This is a genomic window from Hymenobacter sp. HDW8 (assembly GCF_011305775.1).
Taxonomy (GTDB): Bacteria; Bacteroidota; Bacteroidia; order Cytophagales; family Hymenobacteraceae; genus Hymenobacter; species Hymenobacter radiodurans.
In genome coordinates this window covers 4,436,587-4,458,166 of the sequence record NZ_CP049907.1, presented here as the reverse complement: position 1 = coordinate 4,458,166, position 21,580 = coordinate 4,436,587, and the positions used below count along the sequence as shown (strand labels likewise).

Here is a 21,580-nt window from a genome sequence, read left to right as displayed (position 1 = left end):
TCAGAAATGATTTTTTATATGGTCATAAAAGTCGACCGTCATGCAGAGCGCAGCGAAGCATCTCGCGTGTTTAGTAAGAGTAGTAATCAGTCATCAGCACGCGAGATGCTTCGCTGCGCTCTGCATGACCGCCTTTTGATTTTTATAGGTATTTCCACTCAGCCTTAGCGGCTTACTTTTTGGAGACGACCACAGCTTTCTTCTTCACCTTTTCGCCAAACTCCACACCTAGTTTCGCCTTCGAAACATCCGTATTGGTAAGCCGCACATTCTTGGCTTTATCGGCACCCGATACGCGCAGGAGCACGGCCGCCTGGGGGGCATATTTGATGTTATCGAGGGTGATATTCTGGCTGTTGTGCACTTCCATTACCGGGTCGGTTTTCTGCGTTAGCAACGTCACGTTGCGCAGCTGAATATTGTCTGCCTCAATGCACACCAAGCCCTGCTGACTCTGCAGCACTGCGTTTTCGATGCTGATGTCTTTGATGCTCATCTCGGGCAAGCCACGCACCATGATACCGGTTTTGGCGCCGTTGCAGGTTACGTTGCGAATCTGAATTTTGCGGAATTGCGGGGTACTTTCATCCACCGGCTTGGCCGGTGAAACGGGCCGTTCTTTGGAGCCTGCTACCTGCGGCGTGGGGTCCTTGATCATGTAGTACATGTTGAAGAGAATAGCCTCGCCGAGAATATCTTTCATGTCTACGTTTTCGATGAATATATTCTCCACCACGCCGCCCCGGCCCCGCGTCGTTTTGAAACGCAAGCCAATATCGGTGCCGATGAATGTGAGGTTGGAGACATAGATATTGCGCGCGCCGCCCGACATTTCGGAGCCAATCACAAAGCCGCCGTGGGCCCGGTACACTTTGCAGTTGCGGATGATAAAGTTCTCGGTGGGCATGGCCCGCTGCCGCCCCTGCTCATTGCGCCCCGATTTGATACAAATCGCATCGTCGCCTACATCAAACGTGGAGCCTTCTACCAACCCATTTTTGCAGGACTCCAAATCCAGTGCATCGGTATTGGGCGTGTAGGGGCCGTTAAACACTGTCACATTACGTACGATTACATCTTCGCTCATCATGGGGTGCAGGGTCCAGGCCGGCGAGTTCTGGAACGTCACACCTTCCAGCAGTAGCCGTTTGCAGTGATCGAGCACCAGCATATCCGGGCGCAGATAATCCTTTATTTCCTCAAAATCCTTGATTTCAGATTTCTCTTCGCTGAGCACACCAGCTTCTTTTACCAGCGTACCCTTCAGGCTTTGCGGCGAGGGGTACCAGCGGTCCTGCTTCTCGTTCAGCACGCCACCCGACGCCACCAGCTGCTTCCACTCCGACTCCGTGGAGCGACCTTTCTGCACCATGTACCACGCCTCGCCTGCGCCATCCACAATGCCTTTGCCGGTAACAGCTACGTTTTCGAGGTTCTTGCCATAAATCTGCGGCTGATTGCGCACCGCGGCCAAACCTTCCCAGTTAGTTTTGATCAGCTTGTAGTCAGCCATCTTATCGCTGAACTGCACCAATGCTCCTTCGGCAATGTGCAGGTTCACATTGCTGCGCAACTCAATGGGGCCAGTGCGCCAGTGTCCGCGCGGTACCAGCACCACGCCCCCACCCTTTTGGCCACAGGCATCAATCGCTTGCTGCAAGGCCGCAGTGTTGGAAGTTACCCCGTCGGCCACCGCGCCATACTTAGCAATCGAAAACGTGTCGGCCCGGAAGGACGTAGTTTTGACGGGGGGCAAATTTGGCGTAAAAGAAGTCTGGGCAGTAGCCAGCGTGGGCAGCGTCAGCAGGCTAAAAAGAGCGAGGCGTTTTATCATAGCAAAGGGAGAGTAACGGAAAGGAAATTGATTACTAAAGTTAGAAGGCTAGAGAGCTAGTTCCCCTCCTCAGCTGAGGAGGGGTTAGGGGTGGTTGGCTCGTTGAACGATTCGGGATTAGATGGTTCAGGTAAACAACATCAGCAACGCCTTCGACCACCCCAGCCGCGCCTTCAGCGCGGCGTCCCCTCCTCAGCTGAGGAAGGGAGTTTTCGTTCTACCTCAAGGCATTTTGCTTAAGCCTTCCCACTGCACTTTCCAGCCCTTGGGAATGCCGGGATTTGCTTCTTTGCAGCCATCGTAGCCGGCGCACATGAGGGCCACGGCCGCCAATAAACCACCGTTACCGGGCAGGTAAATGGGCAAACGACCTTCCTGGTAATTGTGGCCGCTGGGCAGGTAAGTATTGGTGCGCACTTTCATGAGCAACGCGTCGACGGCGCGGTCAGGCAGGCCGAGGCGGGTGGCGGTCATGGAGGTCATGGGGAAGTCCCAGCCCCAGGTTTTATCCCAGCTCCAATCCTTCCAAATAAGGTCGAAGGTACGGCGCATGGTGGCGGGTTCAACTTGGCCGGTGGCGGGCATTACGCCCAGGGCGGCCAGCACGGATGGGTGGTCGGTTTTGAACTCGGGGTTGGTGTAAGAATCAGGGGCGCTTTCGGTGGCTAAGTAAACACCGTTGGCTTGGGGCAGCTTCGAGAGCTTTTGCAGGACGGCATCCCACTTGGGGTTGCGCGGCTGGCCCTGACGCACGCGCCATTGCTGGGCCGTGTTGAGGGCCCAATTCCAGTACACCAGCTCGAAGGTTGGGTTGAAAGTTTCTTCGGCTTTAAAGCGTTCCTGCGCTGGAATCACCCCTTTGCCCAGAATGTAGCGGTCTTTTTCCTTCTCAAAAAACGGATACGAAGCCATGAAATCAGCCGTGGCCGACACCCGATCTTGATACAGCTTTAGCGTAGCCGCATCGGGGCGCTGCCGGTAGATTTCCTCGGCGAAGTAGATGAAGTGGGGCTGCTGCCAAATCAAAAAGGCCCCACCGACGAAGGTCCTTCCTGGCCCCACGGATCAGTCATTTTCTGCCACCGCACACCCTCGTACCCTTGGCGCTTAGCAATGCCGCGCGCTACAGCTTGTACATCGGGGCGGGCATACCAAGTCAGGCTTTTTTCGAGCAACGCCGGGCGACCCCACAACGCAAAGTGAGCCGAGTGCCACCAGTGCATTTCCAGGTGCGGTCGGCCGTACCAGCTGTTAAGTACCAACCCGGTTTCTTGGGGCGGCTGTGAGCCGGCACCTTGCAGTTTCGTGAGGTACTGCGACAACACAATGCGCCGCTCTAGCTCTTTAGCCCGCGGATCAGTGGTGCCGCTGAAATCAACGGCTCCACCGCTCCGCCAAAAAGTCACCCACTGCTGCTGGCTGTTCTGACGCGTGGCGGCGAAGGTTGGGGCAGGCGTGGAGCGCGGACGAGGCGAGAAACGACAGGTGAATTCCAGCACCTTTTCGCTTTTGCCGGGTGTGAGCACAAATTCGTGCGCTTTGCCCGCCGCCACCGTTGCCGACTGCACCCAGCTCAGCGCCGCATAGTATTTGGTGGTATCCAGTTGGTGAGAAATCAGAGCAGCACCTTTTTTCTGCTCGGCTATGGCTGATTTATGCTGATCAGGTTTGGTGTAATCAGTGCCCATATCAGCCCAGCCGGCCGTCGGGAATGGGAAGCGTAGCACCACTTTCAAGCGGCCCGATTTTATCAAATCCGACTCCACGCGCGCGGCTACTGCATCCTGTTCTTGGTGCCCTACGGTCACGACATCGACCGGCACGTTTTCCAGAGTAAAGTGGCTTTTCAGCTCGCCTGTCCACGGATTTAGCTCCTGCCGGATGTCTCGCAGATCTTTAATAGTGGCTTCTTGCCCATTCTTTTTGAGTAGCACAAAGCCCAGATTCCCCAGCTGCAAGCGGTGCGGATTAGCGCGCAGATAATCAACGGCTTCCTTGTTGCCGGGCGTTTTTACCTGCACCGCATACGGCACCTTGCGGCCATTCAACTCCACCTCGCGCAGGCTCTGTTCAAACTTGTAGTCCTGCGTGTTCGGAAACGCATGCCAGCCCCACTCCGACTGCGTACCCAGCGGCACGCCCTTTTCATAGTAAGTCGGGAAGGTTTGCAACCCCGTAACATCAGCCGTGAAGGCAAAAGCCCCATTGCCCACCGACAGCGACGAAAGCGTATCGGTGTTCGTGATAATCACACGGTGGCGCTCCACCAAAGCTTGGCGGTTGATGGGTTTTTGCTGAGCAACAAGGGGCAGACTGATACCAGCCAGCAGGACACAGGAAAGGAATTTCGGGAGAAGGCGCATGGGCTAATTTGCTATTACTAATTTGCTATTAAAAGAACGTCATGCAGAGGCGGCGCCGAAGCATCTCGCATGTTTAGTAAGATTACTAATCCCGCATCAGCACGCGAGATGCTTCAGCTTTGCCTCTGCATGACGTTCTGATTGTTGATATTCATTCGTGTTGATTCTTATTCTCGCACGAGCGTTACGCTCATAAGGCCAATGACCACGTCATTAGCTAGGGCTTTAAGCGTGAGGCTGCGCAGCTTTTTCTTCGGATTGAGGGGCATATCCAGCACGGTGGCGGCACCACCATCAATGGCGCGGGTGCTGAAGCCTTTGATGCTCGTGTAGTCCTTGAAATCGCGGGTGAGCAGGCCGGTTTTGAGATGAAGGCGGAAGGGTTTGGGGGCTCCTGTATCGAAGGCAAAATCATCCTGAAAGTAATCCTGCTCAATCGGCGCCCAGTTGTCGGGGTTGCGCAGAGGCAGCGTATCGGTGGTGCCGTCGGTGTAGGTTACCACCACTTCGCCGTTCACGAGTTGGCTTTGCATAGGATTGGTGGAGCCGGCCATGAGCAGGTAGGCATGGCTGGATTTGCCCCCCAGCGGCACTGTCGCCTGATCCGCGTAATTGTCCCACTGCGACACGAACAGAATGTTCTTCTCCCCTGCCGCGCTAGGCGTGCGCAAGGGCGTACCCCAGGGCAACGCAATTTCGTTTTTGCCCCCGCCAGCTTGCGCAAACCGGCGTCGTCGATGACGGCTTGGGTGAGCGGGTAGCACCAGTTGCCAATGCCTTGGGTGGGCAGTTGGAGCGTAGGTCCGGCGGGACGAGGCGAGAGGTATACGTTCTGAAAAATTCGCGTTACCTGGTCATTAAAATGCGGGGCTAGATTGACGGTTTCATAGCGCGCTTTGGCGACTTTGGGAGCGTCCCAGGTCAGTACTTTGTCCACGACCCGGCCGTTGCTCCATTCCACGGTCACGACATTGGAGCCGGGCACCACGAAGGCAGTAGGCACCGCAATTTCTGCAGTTGTGCTGCGCGGGATTTTCAGGTTGGTAACGTACGGTTTGCGACCATTGCCTACGGTTACTTTCGCGGTTATATCTTCCGTATTATTCTGTACCCAGAACTGCAATCCATTTGGCTGGGGGGCTTTTTCGGCAATAATTTTCACGGCGTCCCGAATCTCAAAAGGCAGCGGTGCCCACCAGGTAAGTCCGCCCTGACGGAGCTGCACAAAGGCAGTGCGGGCACCTGTTGAGTTAGTTACTTGAGCCGTTAGCACTGAGCCGTTTGGCGTAGCATTGCGCAACGCTTTTTGCGGGTCGAATACCTTCGTGATGGTGGCATGCGGGAAGCGCACTTCCAGCTGGCTGTTGGCGGCGTACACCGGAGCTATTGCGGCCGTGTCGGGTGCGGCACCTTGCCAAGTTATGGCTACCTCGTATTTCGCGGCTGGCGCGCTATTAATTTCAATAACCGGCTGACCTACAGCTGCCTCTAGCGCTTGCCACTTACCGGGCTGCCCGTTCACGGTTATCGACTGAATATCGTCGGCCTGGGCTTGCACCTGCATACGCAGCCGGAGCGGCTGGGCGAAGCGCGGCGTGATAGTGTAAGCATCTTGCTGTCCCTGCCGCTTAAAGTCAAAATCGATATCGGGCACCGACAGGGCAGCGTTGTTCCAGGCGGCGGGCAAACCTGGGCGGATGGTCAAAATGCCCCCCAGCGCATCCGGTACAATGCCGAACAATCCTTCCAAGAGTGTGCGGGATGCCACACCGATAGGGTCGGCAAAGTCACGGTACAGCTCGCCGCGGTGAGCATCGTAGAAGGACACCTGCTGAATATTGCCCGGACTAGAGCCCAAATACATGCTTTCGAGCAGAGCACTTTTCCAAAGCTTAAACGCCTCATCTGTGCGCCCGGCCTGCCAGTTAGCCAGCGTAGTATGCAGCACTTCGGCTAGCGCCACATTGTTGATAGACCAGTCGTAGGGCTGCCAGTTGGTGGTGGAAAGCAGATGGTAGCCCTCATCCGGCAAGCCCGTGGCCCGCACCGGAATATGCGGAATGCTGGTATCCACATAGCGCAGGGCTTGGTAAGCCTGAAAAGCGTCCGACACTTCCGAATCGAGGGCGTGATACACCGTCCAGAGAGCAGCGGCGGGGTGCAGTTGCTTCAGCCCCAGCGCATCCTGATACTCGGCGTACCAACCCTGGGCCGGCATCCACAAACGGGCGTTGAGGGCCTGATGAATCTTAGCGGCTTCCTGCTGGTATGGCTCCGGGTTATGCCCCAAGCGTGTTGCTAGCTCAGCGGCCACCTTGTTGGCGAGGTAGTTATAAGCCGACGAATGAGTTACGGCGCCACCACTGTATTGCAGGGCGTCGCTGGCCCAGATGGCGGCGTAAGCGTCGTAGAGGCCGTCATTATCGGTGTCGAAGTTGCGCTTTTCCCAGGCCAGATGGCGCTGCAATACGGGCCACAGTTCGCGGGCCATGGTCAGGTCGCCGGTCCAGCGCAGGTGACGCAGCAACGCGTCGATATAGACCAAGTTCATATCGTAGTGATGAGGGCGAAAGTCACCCCCAGGATTGCGCGAAATGTAGCCGCTGCTAAACACCGCCGTTCCCAGTTTTTCCTGGTGGCGCGCCAAGTGCAGGGCCGTATCCATGACCAGCGGACCCACCGCCGGACTAGTCAGCTGCGACTTGGCATACGCCCGAAAGTGGGTTTGGGCGCGGTCGTGCCAGCCGAGTGGGTCAGCGGTATAGGCCCCGCGCCAGCCATTAAGAGGCATGCGCCAGGCAATGGAGCCGTGCAGATAAGCTGGGTCCTGCCAAATAGCATCAGCGGCAATGCTTAAGGCGCCACCTAGGGTATTGATATAAGGATCAGGGGTTTGCACCCGCACGCGGTTAGTTAGCTTTTGCCGGGCAGCCTCGGCGCGCGTCCAGGCTTGCGGCAACTCGTTGTAGCGCGGGGCGGCCGTTTCCGGCTTTTGAATGGTGAAATAGAGTGCTTCACCAGCTTCTACTTTTACAGCGCCCGTTAAAACAGGGGTTGTTGAGCTTTTGGAGGCGTAGAGTTGGGCGGGCGATGCTTGCTGAGTAGCATCGGCAATGTGCGTTTCGGAGGTTGGTGGAACAACGCCTGTCAGCGTAGGGCGGGCAGTTGGGCTGGTAGCGACGGGGGGCTTTTTGCTTGCTGCCTCGGCTACTAGAGCTTCATTTTTTGGGGGCTTGGGTGGGGCGCCGAATGTTAGACGGAAGATGTTGTTATTTAACTCAAATACATTGCCCTGGCAATACTCCGGCTTGAGGTAGAAGTTGGATTCGGGGTCGGCGCCGATGTCGCCGTCGCGGCTGAATTTCTTGCCCGTAGCGCCGCCGAAGGCCCACAGCAGGCGAACTTTCCCGGCGGGCACACCATCGAAGGTGGCACGAACCAGCATGCCTTCCGCGTCGGCTTGGGCCAGCACCTCCAGTTGTAGCTTACCGGCTCCCAGCAGTGCATCTTTCACTTCGTAGAGCATGGCGCCGGGCCGGTAGCGGGCCTCAATGCTATCAGCCTCAATTAGCCACTTGCTTTGGCCATCGACTAGTAAGCCCAGCTTAAAATTGCCCCCCATGCCAGGCAGGTACAGCGCAAACTCGGGTAGGTCGCCGGCTTCTACGCGGAAGGCGGTGTTGGTGCCGTAGAGCGCGCGGGTGAAGCGTTTGTTGCCATTGGTAATAATGAAGTCGGAGCCGTCGGGGCGGTAGCGGAGCGTGCGGGCCTGATCGTGCCAGAGCGCTGGTGGAGTTGGCGGCGCCGATTGCGCCTGAGTGCCGGTACTCAACAGACAACCTATGCCCACCACCAGCCAGCCAGCTACCAGTGTCGGCAGCGAATTTCTTATGAAGGTTTTTCTACAGTCGGATCTACTCATTACCCTTTTTTATGCGTGAATTTGCCCCCCAGGGCCGCAAAAAACCCGGCTCTGACCAGGCTATGTTCCTGGGAGAGCCGGGCTTTACCTTACCTGCCTTTCAGCGACTTTAGTAGCCGGGATTCTGATCGTAGAGGCCGGGCGTGGCGCTTAGCTCATTCAGCGGTACGGCGTAGATAACGTCATTGGGGCCAATATTACGGCGAATCTTGCCCGACGCATCTTCCTTGGCAATCCAAGCGTTCATGGTGGTTAGCACGGTACCGGAGCGCACCAGATCGTGCCAGCGCAAGCCTTCACCAATAAACTCGCGGCGACGCTCCTCCATCAGTTGGGCCATGGTGACGCTGCCAGTAAGCGCGGGCAGTTTGGAGCGGGTGCGAATCTGGTTTACGATAGTTAACGCCTCAGCTGGCGTGCCACCGCCACCACGAAGGATAGCTTCGGCTTTCATGAGCAGAATATCGGCATAGCGCATCACAATGAAGTTGATGGGCCAGTCGGTGTTTCCCGTACCGCGACCGGCAGCACTCACGTATTTTTTCAGTACAGTACGGTTTTCGGCAACGCCTGCTACCAAATAACCTGTCTGCACGCTGGCTGCCCGACGGTCATCGTTAGTCGCCAAAATGCTCAGGAAATCAGTTGAAACCGGCTTGATCTCAACTCCGCGCGAACCGAATGGAATACCCAGCGAAGTGAAGTAGTTGTCAGGTACCATCACGCCCGGATGGGTAGCGCCGTTGCCCACAATGTATTGAACATCAAATACTACTTCCGCATTATTCTCATTGGTGTACGAGAAAACGTTGGCGTAGCTTGGCAGCAAAGAGTAGCGGTTGCTGGCAATTACTTCGTTGAGCAACGCCAGAGCTTTGTCGTTTTCGTTGCTTGCTAAACCGGGGCCATCGATACCATAGGTTGGGCCCGAACGAGTGAGATACACCAACGCTAGCAGGCCCTTCGCCGCACCCGACGTTACACGGCCCACATTCACGCCAGTATAGTTCAGCGGCAGATTATCCTTGGCGAATTCCAGATCCTTGATGATCAGGTCGTATACCTCTGCTACCGAGCCGCGCGGAATTTTGGCTACTTCCTGGGGCAGCAGCGCTTTGTCGATAACCGGTACGCGGCCGAACATGCGCACCAGGTCGAAGTAGTGAAATGCACGCAGGAAGCGCGCCTCACCCTCGTAGCGTATCCGCAGCCCTTCGCCTACTACTGAGCCGTTGGCGCTCAGCTGATCGAGCATGGTGTTGGCCCGGAAAATAGCGCCGAAGTCCGATGCCCAAGTATCGGACATATAGGGACTTACTGAGAGCGTGGTGTTGAAGTTGTTGATGGCATCCCAGTCGCGTACACCCTGGCTGCTGACGCCATAAATGTTGTCGGAGCGCAGTTCAGACAAAATCAGGATGCGGTCAGGATATCCACGGAGCTGGCTGTACACCGCGTTCATGGCCTGCTCGAAGTCAATGGCGGTCTTAAAGAAAGCCGGTACCGACCCGTTGGAAATCGGGGTTTGATCGAGGTCATCTTCGCAGCTGCCCAAGGTGAGAAGGCAAGCAGTGGCGAGAAGGAGAGATATTTTTTTCATGAGAAGTAGTAGTTAGAAGCTAAGAGCTGGGATACCGGAGCAAGCCCCGACCGTCAGCTGGTGGCTGAAACTTAGAAAGTAACGTTGAGGCCCAGAACCAACGATTTAGCCAAAGGCAATCCGCCGTAGTCAACACCCGAGGTGAAGGTGCTGCCATTGTCGGTGTTCACGGCATCGGGGTTGAAGCCGCCGTAGTACTTGTCTTTGCCGAACCAGTTTTCAGCCGTTACATATACACGGGCACCCTGCATTACACTCTTGCTGACAATGCGGCCCAGGTCGTAGCCCAGCGTGATGTTGCGCACGCGGTAGTAGTCGGAAGAGTACAGCCAGTCGGTGTTCTTGATGAAGCCAAACCGAGCAGTAGCCTTGCCTTTCACACCGTCGCCGGGGTCTTCTTCCGAACGCCACCGGTCGCGGGAGCGGCCAAGGGCGTTTTCCTGGTAGCCCACGCTGGTGCGGTCGATGGCGCGGCCAAACATGGAGTAGATGTAGCCACCGTTCTGACCCTGCACAAGGAAGCTCAGATCGAAGCCTTTGTACTTGAAGGTGTTCGTGATGCCCCAGGTGTATTTAGGGTTAGGCTGACCCACAATCACGCGGTCGTTGGCGTCAATCTTACCGTCGCCGTTGGCGTCTTCGTAGCGGGGATCACCGGCCGTCTGGTTGTTGTAGAGCGCGGCGCCGTTATCGATATCAGCCTGGCTCAGGATGCCATTCTGGCGAATAACGAAGATGCTATACATCGGCTTGCCAACCTGCAATACGTTGCTGGGCAGGTCGGCTACTGAAGCAACTTCAATAGTAGCATCGCCGGGTCCAAGGTGCTTTACCTCGTTCTGGTTGTGGCTGAAGTTGAGCGAGGTAGTCCACTCCAGGGCGTTGTTCAGGTTGTTGGTGGTTAATTCCACTTCCCAACCGCGGTTTTCTACTTCCCCAATGTTTACGAGGTTGTTACCGAAGCCCGAAGCCGTGTTGATCGGCACATTTAGCAGCAGGTCCTTGCTGGTTTTGGTGTAATAATCGAACGAGCCGAAGATGCGGTTCTGGAAGAAGCCCACGTCCACACCAAAGTCGATGGTGCGGTTGCGCTCCCACTTCAGCTCGGGATTTTCTACCCGGTTCGGAGCCTGACCCGTAGCCAAAGCACCACCAAAAGTGTAGTTATAAATACCCAGGGTGGCAATGCTGTTGTAGTCGCCGATGCTGTTGTTGCCCGACAAGCCGATGCTGGCCCGCAGTTTCAGGTCGCTGAGGAGCGTAATGCTCTTCATGAACTCTTCCTGCGAAATGCGCCAGCCCACGGAGGCGGCGGGGAATACACCGAACTGATTTTGCCCCCCAAAGCGCGACGAGCCGTCGCGGCGGATGCTGGTAGAGAGCAGGTATTTACCATCGTAGCTATACTGCAAACGGCCGAAGTAAGAAATCAGGACGTTCTGGCTTTCGGTGGTGTTATTGCTGCCAGTGCCGTTGATGTTGGTAGCCGCGTTCAGGGTGGTTACCTGGTTGTTCACGAAACCGCCGGTAGCGCCGAGGCGCACGTTATCGATGCGCGAGATATTGTAGGCGTAACCCGCCAGCGCCGTCAGGTCGTGCTTTTCGCCGATGACCTTGCTGTAGGTGGCCGTATTCTCGTTCACAAACGTTTGCCGGCGGAATCCACTGTAAGAGCCTGAAGCTAGCGAGGTAGGCAGATCACGCACGGCCGGCTGGTACGATTTGGCCGTCACGTCGTTGTTGTCGAAGTTGATGCTGGTGCGCAGGCGCAGGCCGCTGATTACTTCGTACTCCGCAAACAGGGTGCTCAGGGTGCGGAAGGTTTTGGTTTGGCCGATGGCATTCTCCATCACGCGCACCGGGCTGGCCGTCGACACGCCCCAGCGGTACACTTCATTTTTGCCGTAGCCAGTAGCTACGCCCGCCGTGTCCTCCACGATGGGGGCCATGGATACGAGCTGATGTAGGCGGTTGTCTTTGCCCTCAATGCCGGGGTCGTCGGTGATGGAGTAAGTAGGCGTCACGTTCAGGCCGAAGCGCAGCTTATTGCTGGCTTTTACTTCCACGTTGGCGCGCGCCGAGTAGCGCTTATACCCAAGTCCCACCATCATGCCCTGCTGATCGGTGTAGTTTCCTGATATGAAGTAGTTTACATTGTCGGTGGCGCCGCTAGCTCCTACCTGGTAGCTCTGGGTGCGGCCTGTACGAAAAGCCTCGTCCTGCCAGTCGATGTACTGCAAGCCGGGGTGACCGGGCTGAAACCACCGCTCATCAATCATCTGGGCGGGCACAATGTTGGTTACTTTCAGGATAGCCTGACGCTCAGCCGTGGTCTGGCTGGCCGTGCGGCCGACACCTGAGCGTACCCAGTTATCATTGATGATTTCGGCGGCCCGCTCAGCCCACTCTTCGGCGCTCAGCACGTCCAGCTTTTTGGCGGCCTGCGAAACACCAACGTAGGTATTGAGCGTGATTTGAGGCTTACCCGACTTACCTTTCTTCGTCGTGATAATAACGACGCCGTTGGCAGCGCGCGAACCGTAAATAGCGGCCGCGGCAGCATCTTTCAATACCTGAATCGACTCGATGTCGTTGGGGTTGATGTTATCGAGCGGGCTGCCGCTGGCAAAACGCCCCCCGCCATTCTGGGCTACGTTGTCGAGTGGGAAACCATCGATTACATACAGCGGCTCATTGCCGGCCGTGATGGAGCCTGCGCCCCGTACCTGCACACTAAAGCCCCGGCCGGGTACACCGGTGTTCTGCTTTACCTGCACACCCGCCATCTGGCCTACCAAGGCCTGATCGACGCGGGCAATAGGCCGCTCTTCCAAGCGGCTGGCGTCGAAGGTGGCGATGGCGCCGGTTACGTCGCCCTTCTTCTGCGTGCCGTAGCCTACTACCACGACTTCTTCCAGGCTCTTCACATCTTCAGCCATCTTAATGGTGAACGCCTGTGAGCCAGTGAAAGGGCGCTCCTGGCTTGTGAAGCCGATGAAGCTAAACACCAATGTACCAGCCGTTTCGGGTACTGATAAGCTGAAAGTACCATCGGGGCCAGTGGTGGTGCCGTTGGTAGTGCCCTTGATAACGACCGTGACGCCGGGCAAACCTTCGTTGTTTTGCGATACGACCTTACCGGTCAGCTGCCATTCGGCTACTTTATTGGTGCTGCTGGTGTGGGCTTGCACGGCCGTGATGCCCGGTCCTGCTAGCAGTAGCATTGGCAGGCATACCGCTATCGGGTAGCGCCGCCATGTGTAACTTTTCTTCATGAGTAGGTATGGGTAGGAAGTAGAGTGTTTTGACAAGACCGAGGCTTTTGAGCATGACCAAATTATTACCTCCTCTAGCCGAAACCCTCCTGTAGACTACCGCCTTGAGCCGATTCCCCTGAAATTATTTTTCCAATAATGCTTTGGACTGTGTTTTTGGCACGGCGCGCTTAGCGGTAGAGCTTACAAATACTGGCTTGGCTGCGCAAGTATCTATGGCCGTGCAGTTTGTAGTAGCGGTTACTGAGACTTATACCTCTCTTTCCAAGTGGCGGACTTTGTCAGCCGAGCATCTACTTACCTGCCCCCTTCACAGCTGTCATCCTGACGAAGGAAGGACCTTCTCACGCCAGCACGAGTTGTTACTACACGAGTTGTTCATCGGTGAAAAGGTCCTTCCTTCGTCAGGATGACAGCTGTAGAGATATAGGATAGATGGAAATAAGTGACAACGCTTCTTCAAAAAATTGTTGAGACATGTATCTCCAGTGCTGTATGGCTGATGCTTCTACATAGACACAAAAAAGCCCCCCAGTAGAGCATTTGCAGCACTGGGGGGCTTTTTTTGATGCCTGTTAACTCTAGGAGCCTAAGTAGTTGCCAAAGCCTACAACCACCGTTGAAAATACCACGACTAGGATGCCGAGCGAGATGGTGCGCATGGTCAGGCGGTTGGAGCCGCGCCACTCGTGCAAAATCAGGCCCCACATGCTGCTAAAGGCAATAATGAAGGCCATGTGCAGCGTCCAGCCGGAGAAGCGGTACTCGCCCATTTGGCTGTCGCCCATGCCGTAAAAGAAGAACTGGAAATACCAGGTAAAACCCGCCAGCGCGCAGAAAATAATGTTGCGCGCAATTGGGGCCGACATATTAGTGTAGTCGGTGTATGTCTTGTTCTTGATATTCAAATAAATGGTCCAGATGGCGTTCGTAGTAAGGCCGCCGAGCAGGATGATCACCAGGATGGCATTGTTGGCGTAGAGTGGATTTGTGCCGTTATCCGTCGCGAGTTCCGCAATAGATTGGCCAGCGGTTAGGCCGAAAGAAAAACAGGCGCTCATCACGCCTGAAAACACGGCCACAAGCAGGCCCTTACGCATATCGAATTCGGCCACGCCGGCTTGTTTTTCTTCCGTGGTCTGGTGCTTTTCTTTCATCACGCCGGCCATCCCACAAATCAGGATACCCGCCACGCATACCACCAACCCCATGATAATTACCTTGCCGGACAGGGTGCTGATCAGGGCCGGAAAAGTACCTTCCCAAATAGGCGGCACCAATGTTCCAAACACGGCGCATAAGCCTAGGGTGACGGCCATCCCCAGCGATAACCCCAAGTAGCGCATGGCGAGGCCAAACGTCAGGCCACCGAAGCCCCACAGAATGCCCCAGAAGTAGGTCCAGAGAATGGTTTCGGTGTCTGCCTGGGCCAGCACCCCGAATAGGTTAGGCACGGTGAGGTAGCCAAGCAACAGGGGCGCCATTAGCCAGGAAAAAAGCCCCCCACGAGCCAATAGCTCTCCCAGGCCCAGCCATTTACTTTCTTGTAAGGCAGATAAAAGCTGCCGGAGGCGAAACCGCCTAGTGCGTGGAGCACCACTCCCAGAAAAACACTCATAAGTCGAAGTTGTTGGTCGTGTTGTTTTACCAAATCTGCCTTAATCGATTACCGGAACCCTCCTGTTCTCTCCTGAAAGCAGGAAACTACAGCCCAGCAGGGAATAAATCGGCGAAAAGCAGACAGTTGCAAGAATTTATTTCGTCCGCGAACAGGAGAGTGCAGGAGTTTTACTGCGTACACTTCCTCTTCTTTTGTGAGCAATCTAATTATCCGGTTTTCGCCCCTCAAATCAGCAGCCTCAATATGGAAAAAACGCTCACCTTTCAGCACGTCAGTTACTTGTGGGATGAGGCCCAAGCGGCGGCACTAGCCAGCGACGAAGTAGCGCTATTCATTTACCGCTCCAACCTGCTCGGGGCCGATTTGCGCCTGACCAACTACGCGGGCGGCAATACCTCCGTTAAAATCACCGAAACTGACCCCGTAACTGGCGAGCAAGTGCCCGTGATGTGGGTAAAAGGCTCGGGCGGCGACATCGGCACTCTCACCAAAGCCGGCTGCGCCAACCTTTACGTCGAGAAACTGCACCAACTGAAAAACCGCTACCGCGGCCTGGAGCACGAAGACGAGATGGTAGAACTGTTCAACCATTGCCTCTTCGACCCCAAGTGCGCCGCGCCCTCCATTGATACGCCCCTGCACGGCCTGCTGCCTTTCAAGCATATCGACCACCTTCACCCCGATGCACTCATTGCCATTGCCGCCAGCCAAGACGGGGAGCAAATCATGCGCGAGATCTGGGGCGACACGATGGCGTGGCTGCCCTGGCAGCGCCCCGGCTTCGATCTGGGCTTACAGCTCGAAAAAGTAGTGTTGGAAAACCCCAACCTGCGCGGCGTCATTCTGGGCGGACACGGCTTGTTTACCTGGGGCGACACGTCGTACGAGTCGTACATGAACACCTTGGAAGTAATCGAACAGGCCGCTGCTTATCTGGAAAGCAATTACGGTAAGCAAAAGCCTGTATTTGGTGGCGTAAAGCTCTCGAATGGCCCCGATGCAGCCACGCGCAAGCAGCATGCTGCTGCCGTTATGCCTACGCTGCGCGGCTTGGCATCCGGCCACCGTCGCATGTTGGGTCACTTTACCGATGATCCGCGCGTGCTGGAGTTTGTAAACTCGAACGACTTGGCGCGTCTGGCGCAAAAAGGCACTAGCTGCCCCGACCACTTTTTGCGCACCAAAATTCGACCCCTGGTCCTCGACCCGGAGGTGATGAGCCAGCCGTTGGCGGAAGTAAAAACGTATTTGCAGGAGCAGTTTGCGGCCTACCGCCAAGATTATGCGGCCTATTATGAGCGTAGCAAGCATACCAACAGCCCGGCCATGCGCGACGCCAATCCGGTTATTATTTTATGGCCCGGTGTGGGCATGTTTGCCTTCGCTAAAGACAAGCAGACGGCTCGTGTAGCCGCCGAGTTCTACACCAACGCTATCAACGTGATGAAGGGCGCGGAGGCGGTGAGCACCTACGTTGGTCTGCCTGAGCAAGAAGCATTTGACATTGAATACTGGTTGCTGGAAGAAGCCAAGCTCCAGCGCATGGCGCCCCCTAAGTCGCTCTCGGGGAAGGTGGCCTTTGTTACGGGTGGTACGGGCGGTATCGGCAAAGCAATATGCGAGGCCCTGCTGCAACAGGGGGCTTGCATCGTCGCTGCCGACCGTGCCGACCTGGACGAAACCCAAGCCGATTTGCGCAAGCAATATGGCAAGGACAGTTCGTTGGCCGTAGGCATTGAAGTTACGAGCGCAGACGGTATTGCCGAGGCCCTGCGCCAGAGCGTACTGCAATTTGGCGGCGTGGATATCATTGTCAACTGCGCGGGGCTGAGCATTTCCAAGCCTTTGGCCGAGACCACGCAAGCCGACTGGGATATCCTCAACGATGTGCTGGTGAAAGGGCAGTTTCTGGTGAGTCAGGCCGCCGTGGAGATTCTGCGCCAGCAGGCTTTAGGCGGAGATATTGTGAACATCGCCAGCAAAAATGGTCTGGTGGCTGGTCCGAACAACGTGGCCTATGGCACGGCCAAAGCAGCGCAGCTACACATGTCGCGCCTCTTGGCCGCCGAGCTCGGCCCCGACAAGATTCGGGTGAACACCGTGAACCCCGATGCCGTGCTACGCGGCTCCAAAATCTGGGAGGGCGCTTGGGCACAAGGTCGCGCTAAGGCTTACGGTATTTCGGTGGAAGAATTGCCCCAGCACTACGCCAAGCGCACTTTACTCGGCGAAGAGTTATTGGCCGAAGACATTGCCAAAGCCGTGCGCGTGTTCGTCGATGGAAGCCTAAGCAAGTCTACCGGCAACGTGCTCAACGTTGATGGCGGCGTGGCGATGGCCTTCGTGCGCTAAGCGAACAAGATAGAAAAGAAGGGCCGGCTTAGTAGTCGGCCCTTCTTTTTTTGTTCTCGCAAAAATTCTATGCGCTATGTATCAGGTGTGTTCGATTAAACACGCAGAAATCTAACGACCTAAGCCGGATCCTACCGGGGGGCTTTTTTGCATGACGAGAATTGCGGGAACGTTCCCGGCAACGATGGCATAATGAAATCCAGTCAATCGTTTCCAATTGAACTTTAATCTCCTTAATTTAAGCCTAGGTAGCTTAATTGCACCTGAACCGTATGCCGCAGACACACGAAAAAAGCGAATGATTTTCCGTGTTTTCTCTCAGCGCTAGTTTCTCCCACCCAACTATCCGCTATGGCCGTCTTACTTCCGCCTAATCAGAGCATGTACAAGTTGCAGTTTAAGCCTTTCGACAAAACCCCTAAGTACAAGCAGATTGTGCAGTCGGTGATAACCGATATTGAGCGGGGAACCTTAAAGAAAGGCGACCAACTGCCCTCCATCAGTGAGCTAAGCGCCGAATACTACCTGGCCCGCGACACCGTCGAAAAAGCGTATCGGGAGCTGCGGGAGCGGGGTTTTTGCACCTCGGTGCAGGGCAAGGGCTACTACGTGCAGGCCACCGATGCCACCAAGATCAAAATCCTGCTGGTATTCAATAAGCTCAGTTCGTACAAGAAGATAATCTACTACGCTTTCCTGCAAGCCCTCGGCGACCGTGCCACCGTTGACCTGCAAATTCATCACTACAGCGCCCACCTGTTTCAGGAAATTATTGAGAAGAACCTGGGCAAGTACAACTACTATGTGGTGATGCCCCACTTTGCGCTCGATCTGGATAAGGCTGACTACCGAAGCGTTCTTAATTCCATTCCCGCAAACGAATTAGTACTCCTCGATAAGGACTTGCCCGACATAAAACGCGATGTACTGACCGTATATCAGGACTTCGACAAGGACATTTTTACGGCCTTGGAAGGCGTGCAGGATTTGCTGGAAAAATACGAGCGCATGGTGCTGGTACTGCCCAGCGTCGGCAACAATTATCCGGTGGAAATTGCTTGGGGTTTTCGCACGTTTTGCATCAACTACAACAAGGGTTTTTCGGTCAAGGAAAACGCCATAAATGAAGTGCTGGAAGCCGGCACCGCTTATGTAGTGGTGGAGACTACTGACCTAGCTGAACTGATGAAAAAGGTACGTCAAACGCCTTTCTTACTGGGTCGCGAAATCGGTATTTTATCGTTCAATGCCAGCACGCTGAAGGAGCTGTTGGGCATTACGGTTATCACCACTGATTTTGAGGCTATGGGCCGCACGGCCGCGGAGCTTTTGCTTGAGAAGCAGCGCGTAAAAGTCAAGAATCCATTCTACACCATTCGGCGCGGGTCGTTGTAAGAGCAGTAGTCTCAAAAAGACCCTTTCTGCTCATCGGGGGCTTTTTTTGTAGAGAAACATAGTTGTGTCTCGTCGTTGCGTAGCACAACGTTCTACTTAAACCGTTCAATGCGGAGAGGCAAAGTAAAGTGCCTCAATTCCGTATTGACAACACGAATTAGTTCAGGGCGAGGAGAAGCAACTGAGTGCTTCTCCTCGCCTTTTTTCTCTCACTTAATAGGCCAGTAGTTTGGGGCAGATTTAATCCAGTAAAAAAGCCCCCCGCACAGGAGAGTTCAGAACAGTTTGGGCGGACAATGGTGCTAGGTTGCTTCTCTGAAAAAAGCTGTGTTTTTAGTCTGGGTGGCTAACCTGCTAAACCGAAGCTGCCCGACCCTGATCTTCCCACTATCGACCCCTACCCTACTATGCTTTCCGACCAACAAATTCAGGACCTTAACCAACCGCTGTTGAGTGAGCACCAGCTCCGCTTCAGCTATCTGGCCGACATGCTGGCCCGCCGTAGCCTCGACGCGCAAGATGTGATCCGGCAGCTCGTTGAATTTCAGGTAGCTATTCCAAGCTGGGCCCTGGGTACGGGCGGCACGCGCTTTGGGCGCTACCCATCGGGGGGCGAACCGCGCAGCCTTGAGGAGAAGATTAGTGATGTGGCACTACTTAATCGTCTTAATCGCTCTTCGAACTCGATTTCCCTGCATATTCCGTGGGATATTCCGAAGGATATTGCCGCGCTCCAGCAGCAACTGCAAGCGGAAGGGCTGACAATTGATTCGATGAACTCGAATACGTTTCAGGACCAGAAAGACCAGCCAGTATCTTACAAGTTTGGCTCGCTGAGTCACACGGAAGAAGGTGTTCGGCAGCAGGCCATTCAGCATAATATTGAGTGCGTAGAATACGGCAAGCAGCTGGGGGCCAAAATTCATACGGTGTGGCTCGCTGATGGCTCTAATTTTCCGGGTCAGCAACACCTGCGCCGCGCGTATCAGCGCACGGCCGAATCGTTGGCCAGCATCTACGAAGCCATGCCTTCGGACATGACGATGCTGATCGAGTACAAACCTTACGAGCCGCACTTCTACTCCATGGTTATTCCGGATTGGGGCACGTCGTATTCGCTGTGTCAGTATCTGGGCAAGAATGCACAAGTGTTGGTTGATTTAGGCCATCATTTACCGAACACCAATATTGAGCAGATTGTGGGCCGCTTGCTGCATTTCGGGCGTTTGGGGGGCTTTCACTTCAACGGGTCCATGTACGGCGACGACGACCTGACCACGGGCAGCATCAAGCCGTATCAGCTCTTCCTGATTTTCAACGAGCTGGTAGATGGCGCTCAGGACACGGCCGTGACGAACCCAGCTGTAGCCTACATGATTGACGCCAGCCACAACACCAAAGATCCGCTGGAAGACTTGCTCCAATCGGTGGAAAGCATCCTAGGAGCTTACGCCAAAGCCTTACTGGTAGACCGCGCAGCCCTGCAAGAAGCCCAGGATAATAATGACGTGGTGCGGGCCGAAGAAATCCTGCGCGACGCCTTCCTCACCGATGTACGGCCGCTTGTGGCCGAAGCCTACAGCCAAGGTGGCGGGGCGCTCAACCCCATTGCGGCCTACCGCGCCGGCAAAATTCGGGAGCAGCTTATTCAGCAACGCGGCAAATTCAGTCTGTCTACTGGCTTATGAAAAAGTCTATCTACGCCGTGTTTGATGTTGGCAAGACCAACAAAAAAGTCTTGCTTTTCGATGAGGATCGGCAGATCATTGACGAGCACCAGCAGGTATGTCTGGAAACCGTAGATGAGGAAGGATTTCCGTGCGAAACGCTCACGCGGCTTTCGCAGTGGGTGCAGGACCGCTGGCACGCTCTGCGACATAATCCGCACTACAATCTGAAGGGAGTGAATTTCACTTCCTACGGCGCCAGCTTTGTGCACCTTGGCGCCAATGGGCAGCCCATTTTGCCGCTCTACAATTACCTGAAGCCGATGCCACCGGCCCTGATGACTCAGTTTTACGCTGAGCTTGATCAGGACCCCGTTGACTTTGCTACGGCTACCTGCTCGCCGCAAATGGGCATGCTTAACTCGGGTATGCAGTTGTACTGGCTCAAGCGAACCAAGCCCGAGCATTACGCTCGCATTCGTACGTCGCTGCATTTGCCGCAGTATCTCTCGTACCTAATTAGCGGTGAAGCTTTTAGCGATTATACCTCCGTCGGTTGCCACACAGGTTTGTGGGATTTCAAGCGCAACCAATACCACGACTGGGTGTACCGCGAGGGCATCGACGACAAATTAGCCCCCCTGACCAAAGACTCAATTGCTTCCGTGGTCGATGGCATTTTGGTGGGCGTTGGCTTGCATGATAGTTCGGCGGCATTGCTGCCCTATATACAACAAGACGCGAAGCCTTTCTTGCTGATTTCGACCGGCACCTGGGCCGTGACGCTGAGCCCCTTCAACCGCGAGCCGCTCACTCCTGAGCTACTGCGCCGCGACTGCCTGAGCTTCCTTTCGCCCAAGGGCGAGATGACTAAAGCGTCGCGGGTATTTTTCGGTCGCGAGCATGACTTTCAGGTACAGCGTATTGCTCACCACTTTCACGTAAAGCCCGATTTTTATCATTCGCTGATGCTGGCCCGGCCTTACGATGAAGCCTCGCATGACTTTCAGCCGTGGTGCATGCGCGGCACCGGTCCCTTCCCGGAGCGGCAGGCGAAAGAGTGGGATCTATCGGGCTTTACTACTGCGGGTGATGCTTACCATCACCTCATGCACGGCCTCATGGATATTCTTACCGAATCCATCAACCTGATTCGGCGCGACGAGAAGCTGATTTATGTGGATGGCGGCTTCGCCCGCAACCCGTTGTTTATGCAGATTCTCGGCTGGAATTTCCCCGACGCGAAAATCAAAACCTTAGAGGTTCCTCAAGCTACAGCGCTCGGCGCCTTAATTCACTTGGAACAGGGTGAAGCCTGGAAGAAAACTCAATTGCTATTCTCCTAATATCCAGAACGACAATTCCCCTCCTCAGATGAGGAGGGGACGCCGCGCTAACAGCGCGGCTGGGGTGGTTGAGGGCGTGGCTGATGTTGTTTGGAAGGTTACAAAGGCGGTCATGCAGAGCAGAGCAGAGCGAAGCATCTCGCGTGCTGACGAAAGGTTAGTAACATAACGGAACAAGCTACTTCGCTTTGCTCTGCATAAAGTT

Annotated in this window: 11 protein-coding genes and 1 pseudogene; 4 read left to right on the top strand and 8 right to left on the bottom strand. The window is 55.3% G+C overall.

What is annotated here, in order from left to right:
- Positions 1-172: 172 nt before the first annotated feature.
- The 8 genes and pseudogenes from G7064_RS19025 to rhaT form a co-directional block, all read right to left on the bottom strand.
- The gene (locus G7064_RS19025) at positions 173-1,834 is read right to left on the bottom strand and encodes a glycoside hydrolase family 28 protein (protein ID WP_166074834.1); all 1,662 of its coding nucleotides are present in this window, start codon (positions 1,832-1,834) and stop codon (positions 173-175) included.
- A gap of 222 nt (positions 1,835-2,056) precedes the next feature.
- Positions 2,057-2,860, bottom strand: a complete 804-nt coding sequence (locus G7064_RS21995) for a hypothetical protein (protein ID WP_205711144.1) — start codon at positions 2,858-2,860, stop codon at positions 2,057-2,059.
- Positions 2,857-4,197, bottom strand: a complete 1,341-nt coding sequence (locus G7064_RS21990; RefSeq protein ID WP_205711143.1) for a hypothetical protein — start codon at positions 4,195-4,197, stop codon at positions 2,857-2,859. Before G7064_RS21990 ends, G7064_RS21995 begins: the two co-directional genes overlap by 4 nt.
- A 167-nt stretch (positions 4,198-4,364) precedes the next feature.
- Complete coding sequence (locus tag G7064_RS19015) at positions 4,365-4,751, bottom strand: hypothetical protein (protein ID WP_166074833.1); 387 nt, start codon at positions 4,749-4,751, stop codon at positions 4,365-4,367.
- Complete coding sequence (locus tag G7064_RS19010) at positions 4,712-8,119, bottom strand: DUF4450 domain-containing protein (RefSeq protein WP_166074832.1); 3,408 nt, start codon at positions 8,117-8,119, stop codon at positions 4,712-4,714. The genes G7064_RS19015 and G7064_RS19010 overlap by 40 nt, the downstream gene beginning before the upstream one ends.
- A gap of 109 nt (positions 8,120-8,228) precedes the next feature.
- Entirely contained in the window at positions 8,229-9,719 is a 1,491-nt protein-coding gene (locus G7064_RS19005; RefSeq protein ID WP_166074831.1) for a RagB/SusD family nutrient uptake outer membrane protein, read from the bottom strand.
- A gap of 71 nt (positions 9,720-9,790) precedes the next feature.
- Positions 9,791-12,994, bottom strand: a complete 3,204-nt coding sequence (locus G7064_RS19000) for a SusC/RagA family TonB-linked outer membrane protein (protein WP_166074830.1) — start codon at positions 12,992-12,994, stop codon at positions 9,791-9,793.
- A gap of 581 nt (positions 12,995-13,575) precedes the next feature.
- Positions 13,576-14,612: pseudogene (gene rhaT, locus G7064_RS18995) on the bottom strand (L-rhamnose/proton symporter RhaT).
- Positions 14,613-14,858: 246 nt separating this feature from the next.
- Between rhaT and G7064_RS18990 the strand changes: the two are divergent.
- The 4 genes from G7064_RS18990 to G7064_RS18975 all read left to right on the top strand — a co-directional run bounded on the left by G7064_RS18990 (position 14,859) and on the right by G7064_RS18975 (position 21,375).
- A complete protein-coding gene (locus G7064_RS18990; RefSeq protein WP_166074829.1) occupies positions 14,859-16,967 on the top strand; it encodes a bifunctional aldolase/short-chain dehydrogenase in 2,109 nt (702 codons plus the stop codon).
- A 351-nt stretch (positions 16,968-17,318) separates the two neighbouring features.
- The gene (locus G7064_RS18985; protein WP_240731417.1) at positions 17,319-18,362 is read left to right on the top strand and encodes a GntR family transcriptional regulator; all 1,044 of its coding nucleotides are present in this window, start codon (positions 17,319-17,321) and stop codon (positions 18,360-18,362) included.
- A 407-nt stretch (positions 18,363-18,769) separates the two neighbouring features.
- Positions 18,770-20,050 (top strand): TIM barrel protein, encoded by a 1,281-nt coding sequence (locus G7064_RS18980; protein WP_133273381.1) that lies wholly within the window; start codon positions 18,770-18,772, stop codon positions 20,048-20,050.
- A complete protein-coding gene (locus G7064_RS18975) occupies positions 20,047-21,375 on the top strand; it encodes an FGGY-family carbohydrate kinase (RefSeq protein WP_166074828.1) in 1,329 nt (442 codons plus the stop codon). Before G7064_RS18980 ends, G7064_RS18975 begins: the two co-directional genes overlap by 4 nt.
- Positions 21,376-21,580: the final 205 nt, after the last annotated feature.

What these genes read in the sequence shown, in the direction of transcription:
- G7064_RS19025 (WP_166074834.1), bottom strand. Translation starts at nt 1,834, where the DNA reads ATGATAAAACGCCTCGCTCTTTTTAGCCTGCTGACGCTGCCCACGCTG.
- G7064_RS21990 (WP_205711143.1), bottom strand. Translation starts at nt 4,197, where the DNA reads ATGCGCCTTCTCCCGAAATTCCTTTCCTGTGTCCTGCTGGCTGGTATC.
- G7064_RS19015 (WP_166074833.1), bottom strand. Translation starts at nt 4,751, where the DNA reads ATGGCCGGCTCCACCAATCCTATGCAAAGCCAACTCGTGAACGGCGAA.
- G7064_RS19010 (WP_166074832.1), bottom strand. Translation starts at nt 8,119, where the DNA reads ATGAGTAGATCCGACTGTAGAAAAACCTTCATAAGAAATTCGCTGCCG.
- G7064_RS19005 (WP_166074831.1), bottom strand. Translation starts at nt 9,719, where the DNA reads ATGAAAAAAATATCTCTCCTTCTCGCCACTGCTTGCCTTCTCACCTTG.
- G7064_RS19000 (WP_166074830.1), bottom strand. Translation starts at nt 12,994, where the DNA reads ATGAAGAAAAGTTACACATGGCGGCGCTACCCGATAGCGGTATGCCTG.
- G7064_RS18990 (WP_166074829.1), top strand. Translation starts at nt 14,859, where the DNA reads ATGGAAAAAACGCTCACCTTTCAGCACGTCAGTTACTTGTGGGATGAG.
- G7064_RS18985 (WP_240731417.1), top strand. Translation starts at nt 17,319, where the DNA reads ATGGCCGTCTTACTTCCGCCTAATCAGAGCATGTACAAGTTGCAGTTT.
- G7064_RS18980 (WP_133273381.1), top strand. Translation starts at nt 18,770, where the DNA reads ATGCTTTCCGACCAACAAATTCAGGACCTTAACCAACCGCTGTTGAGT.
- G7064_RS18975 (WP_166074828.1), top strand. Translation starts at nt 20,047, where the DNA reads ATGAAAAAGTCTATCTACGCCGTGTTTGATGTTGGCAAGACCAACAAA.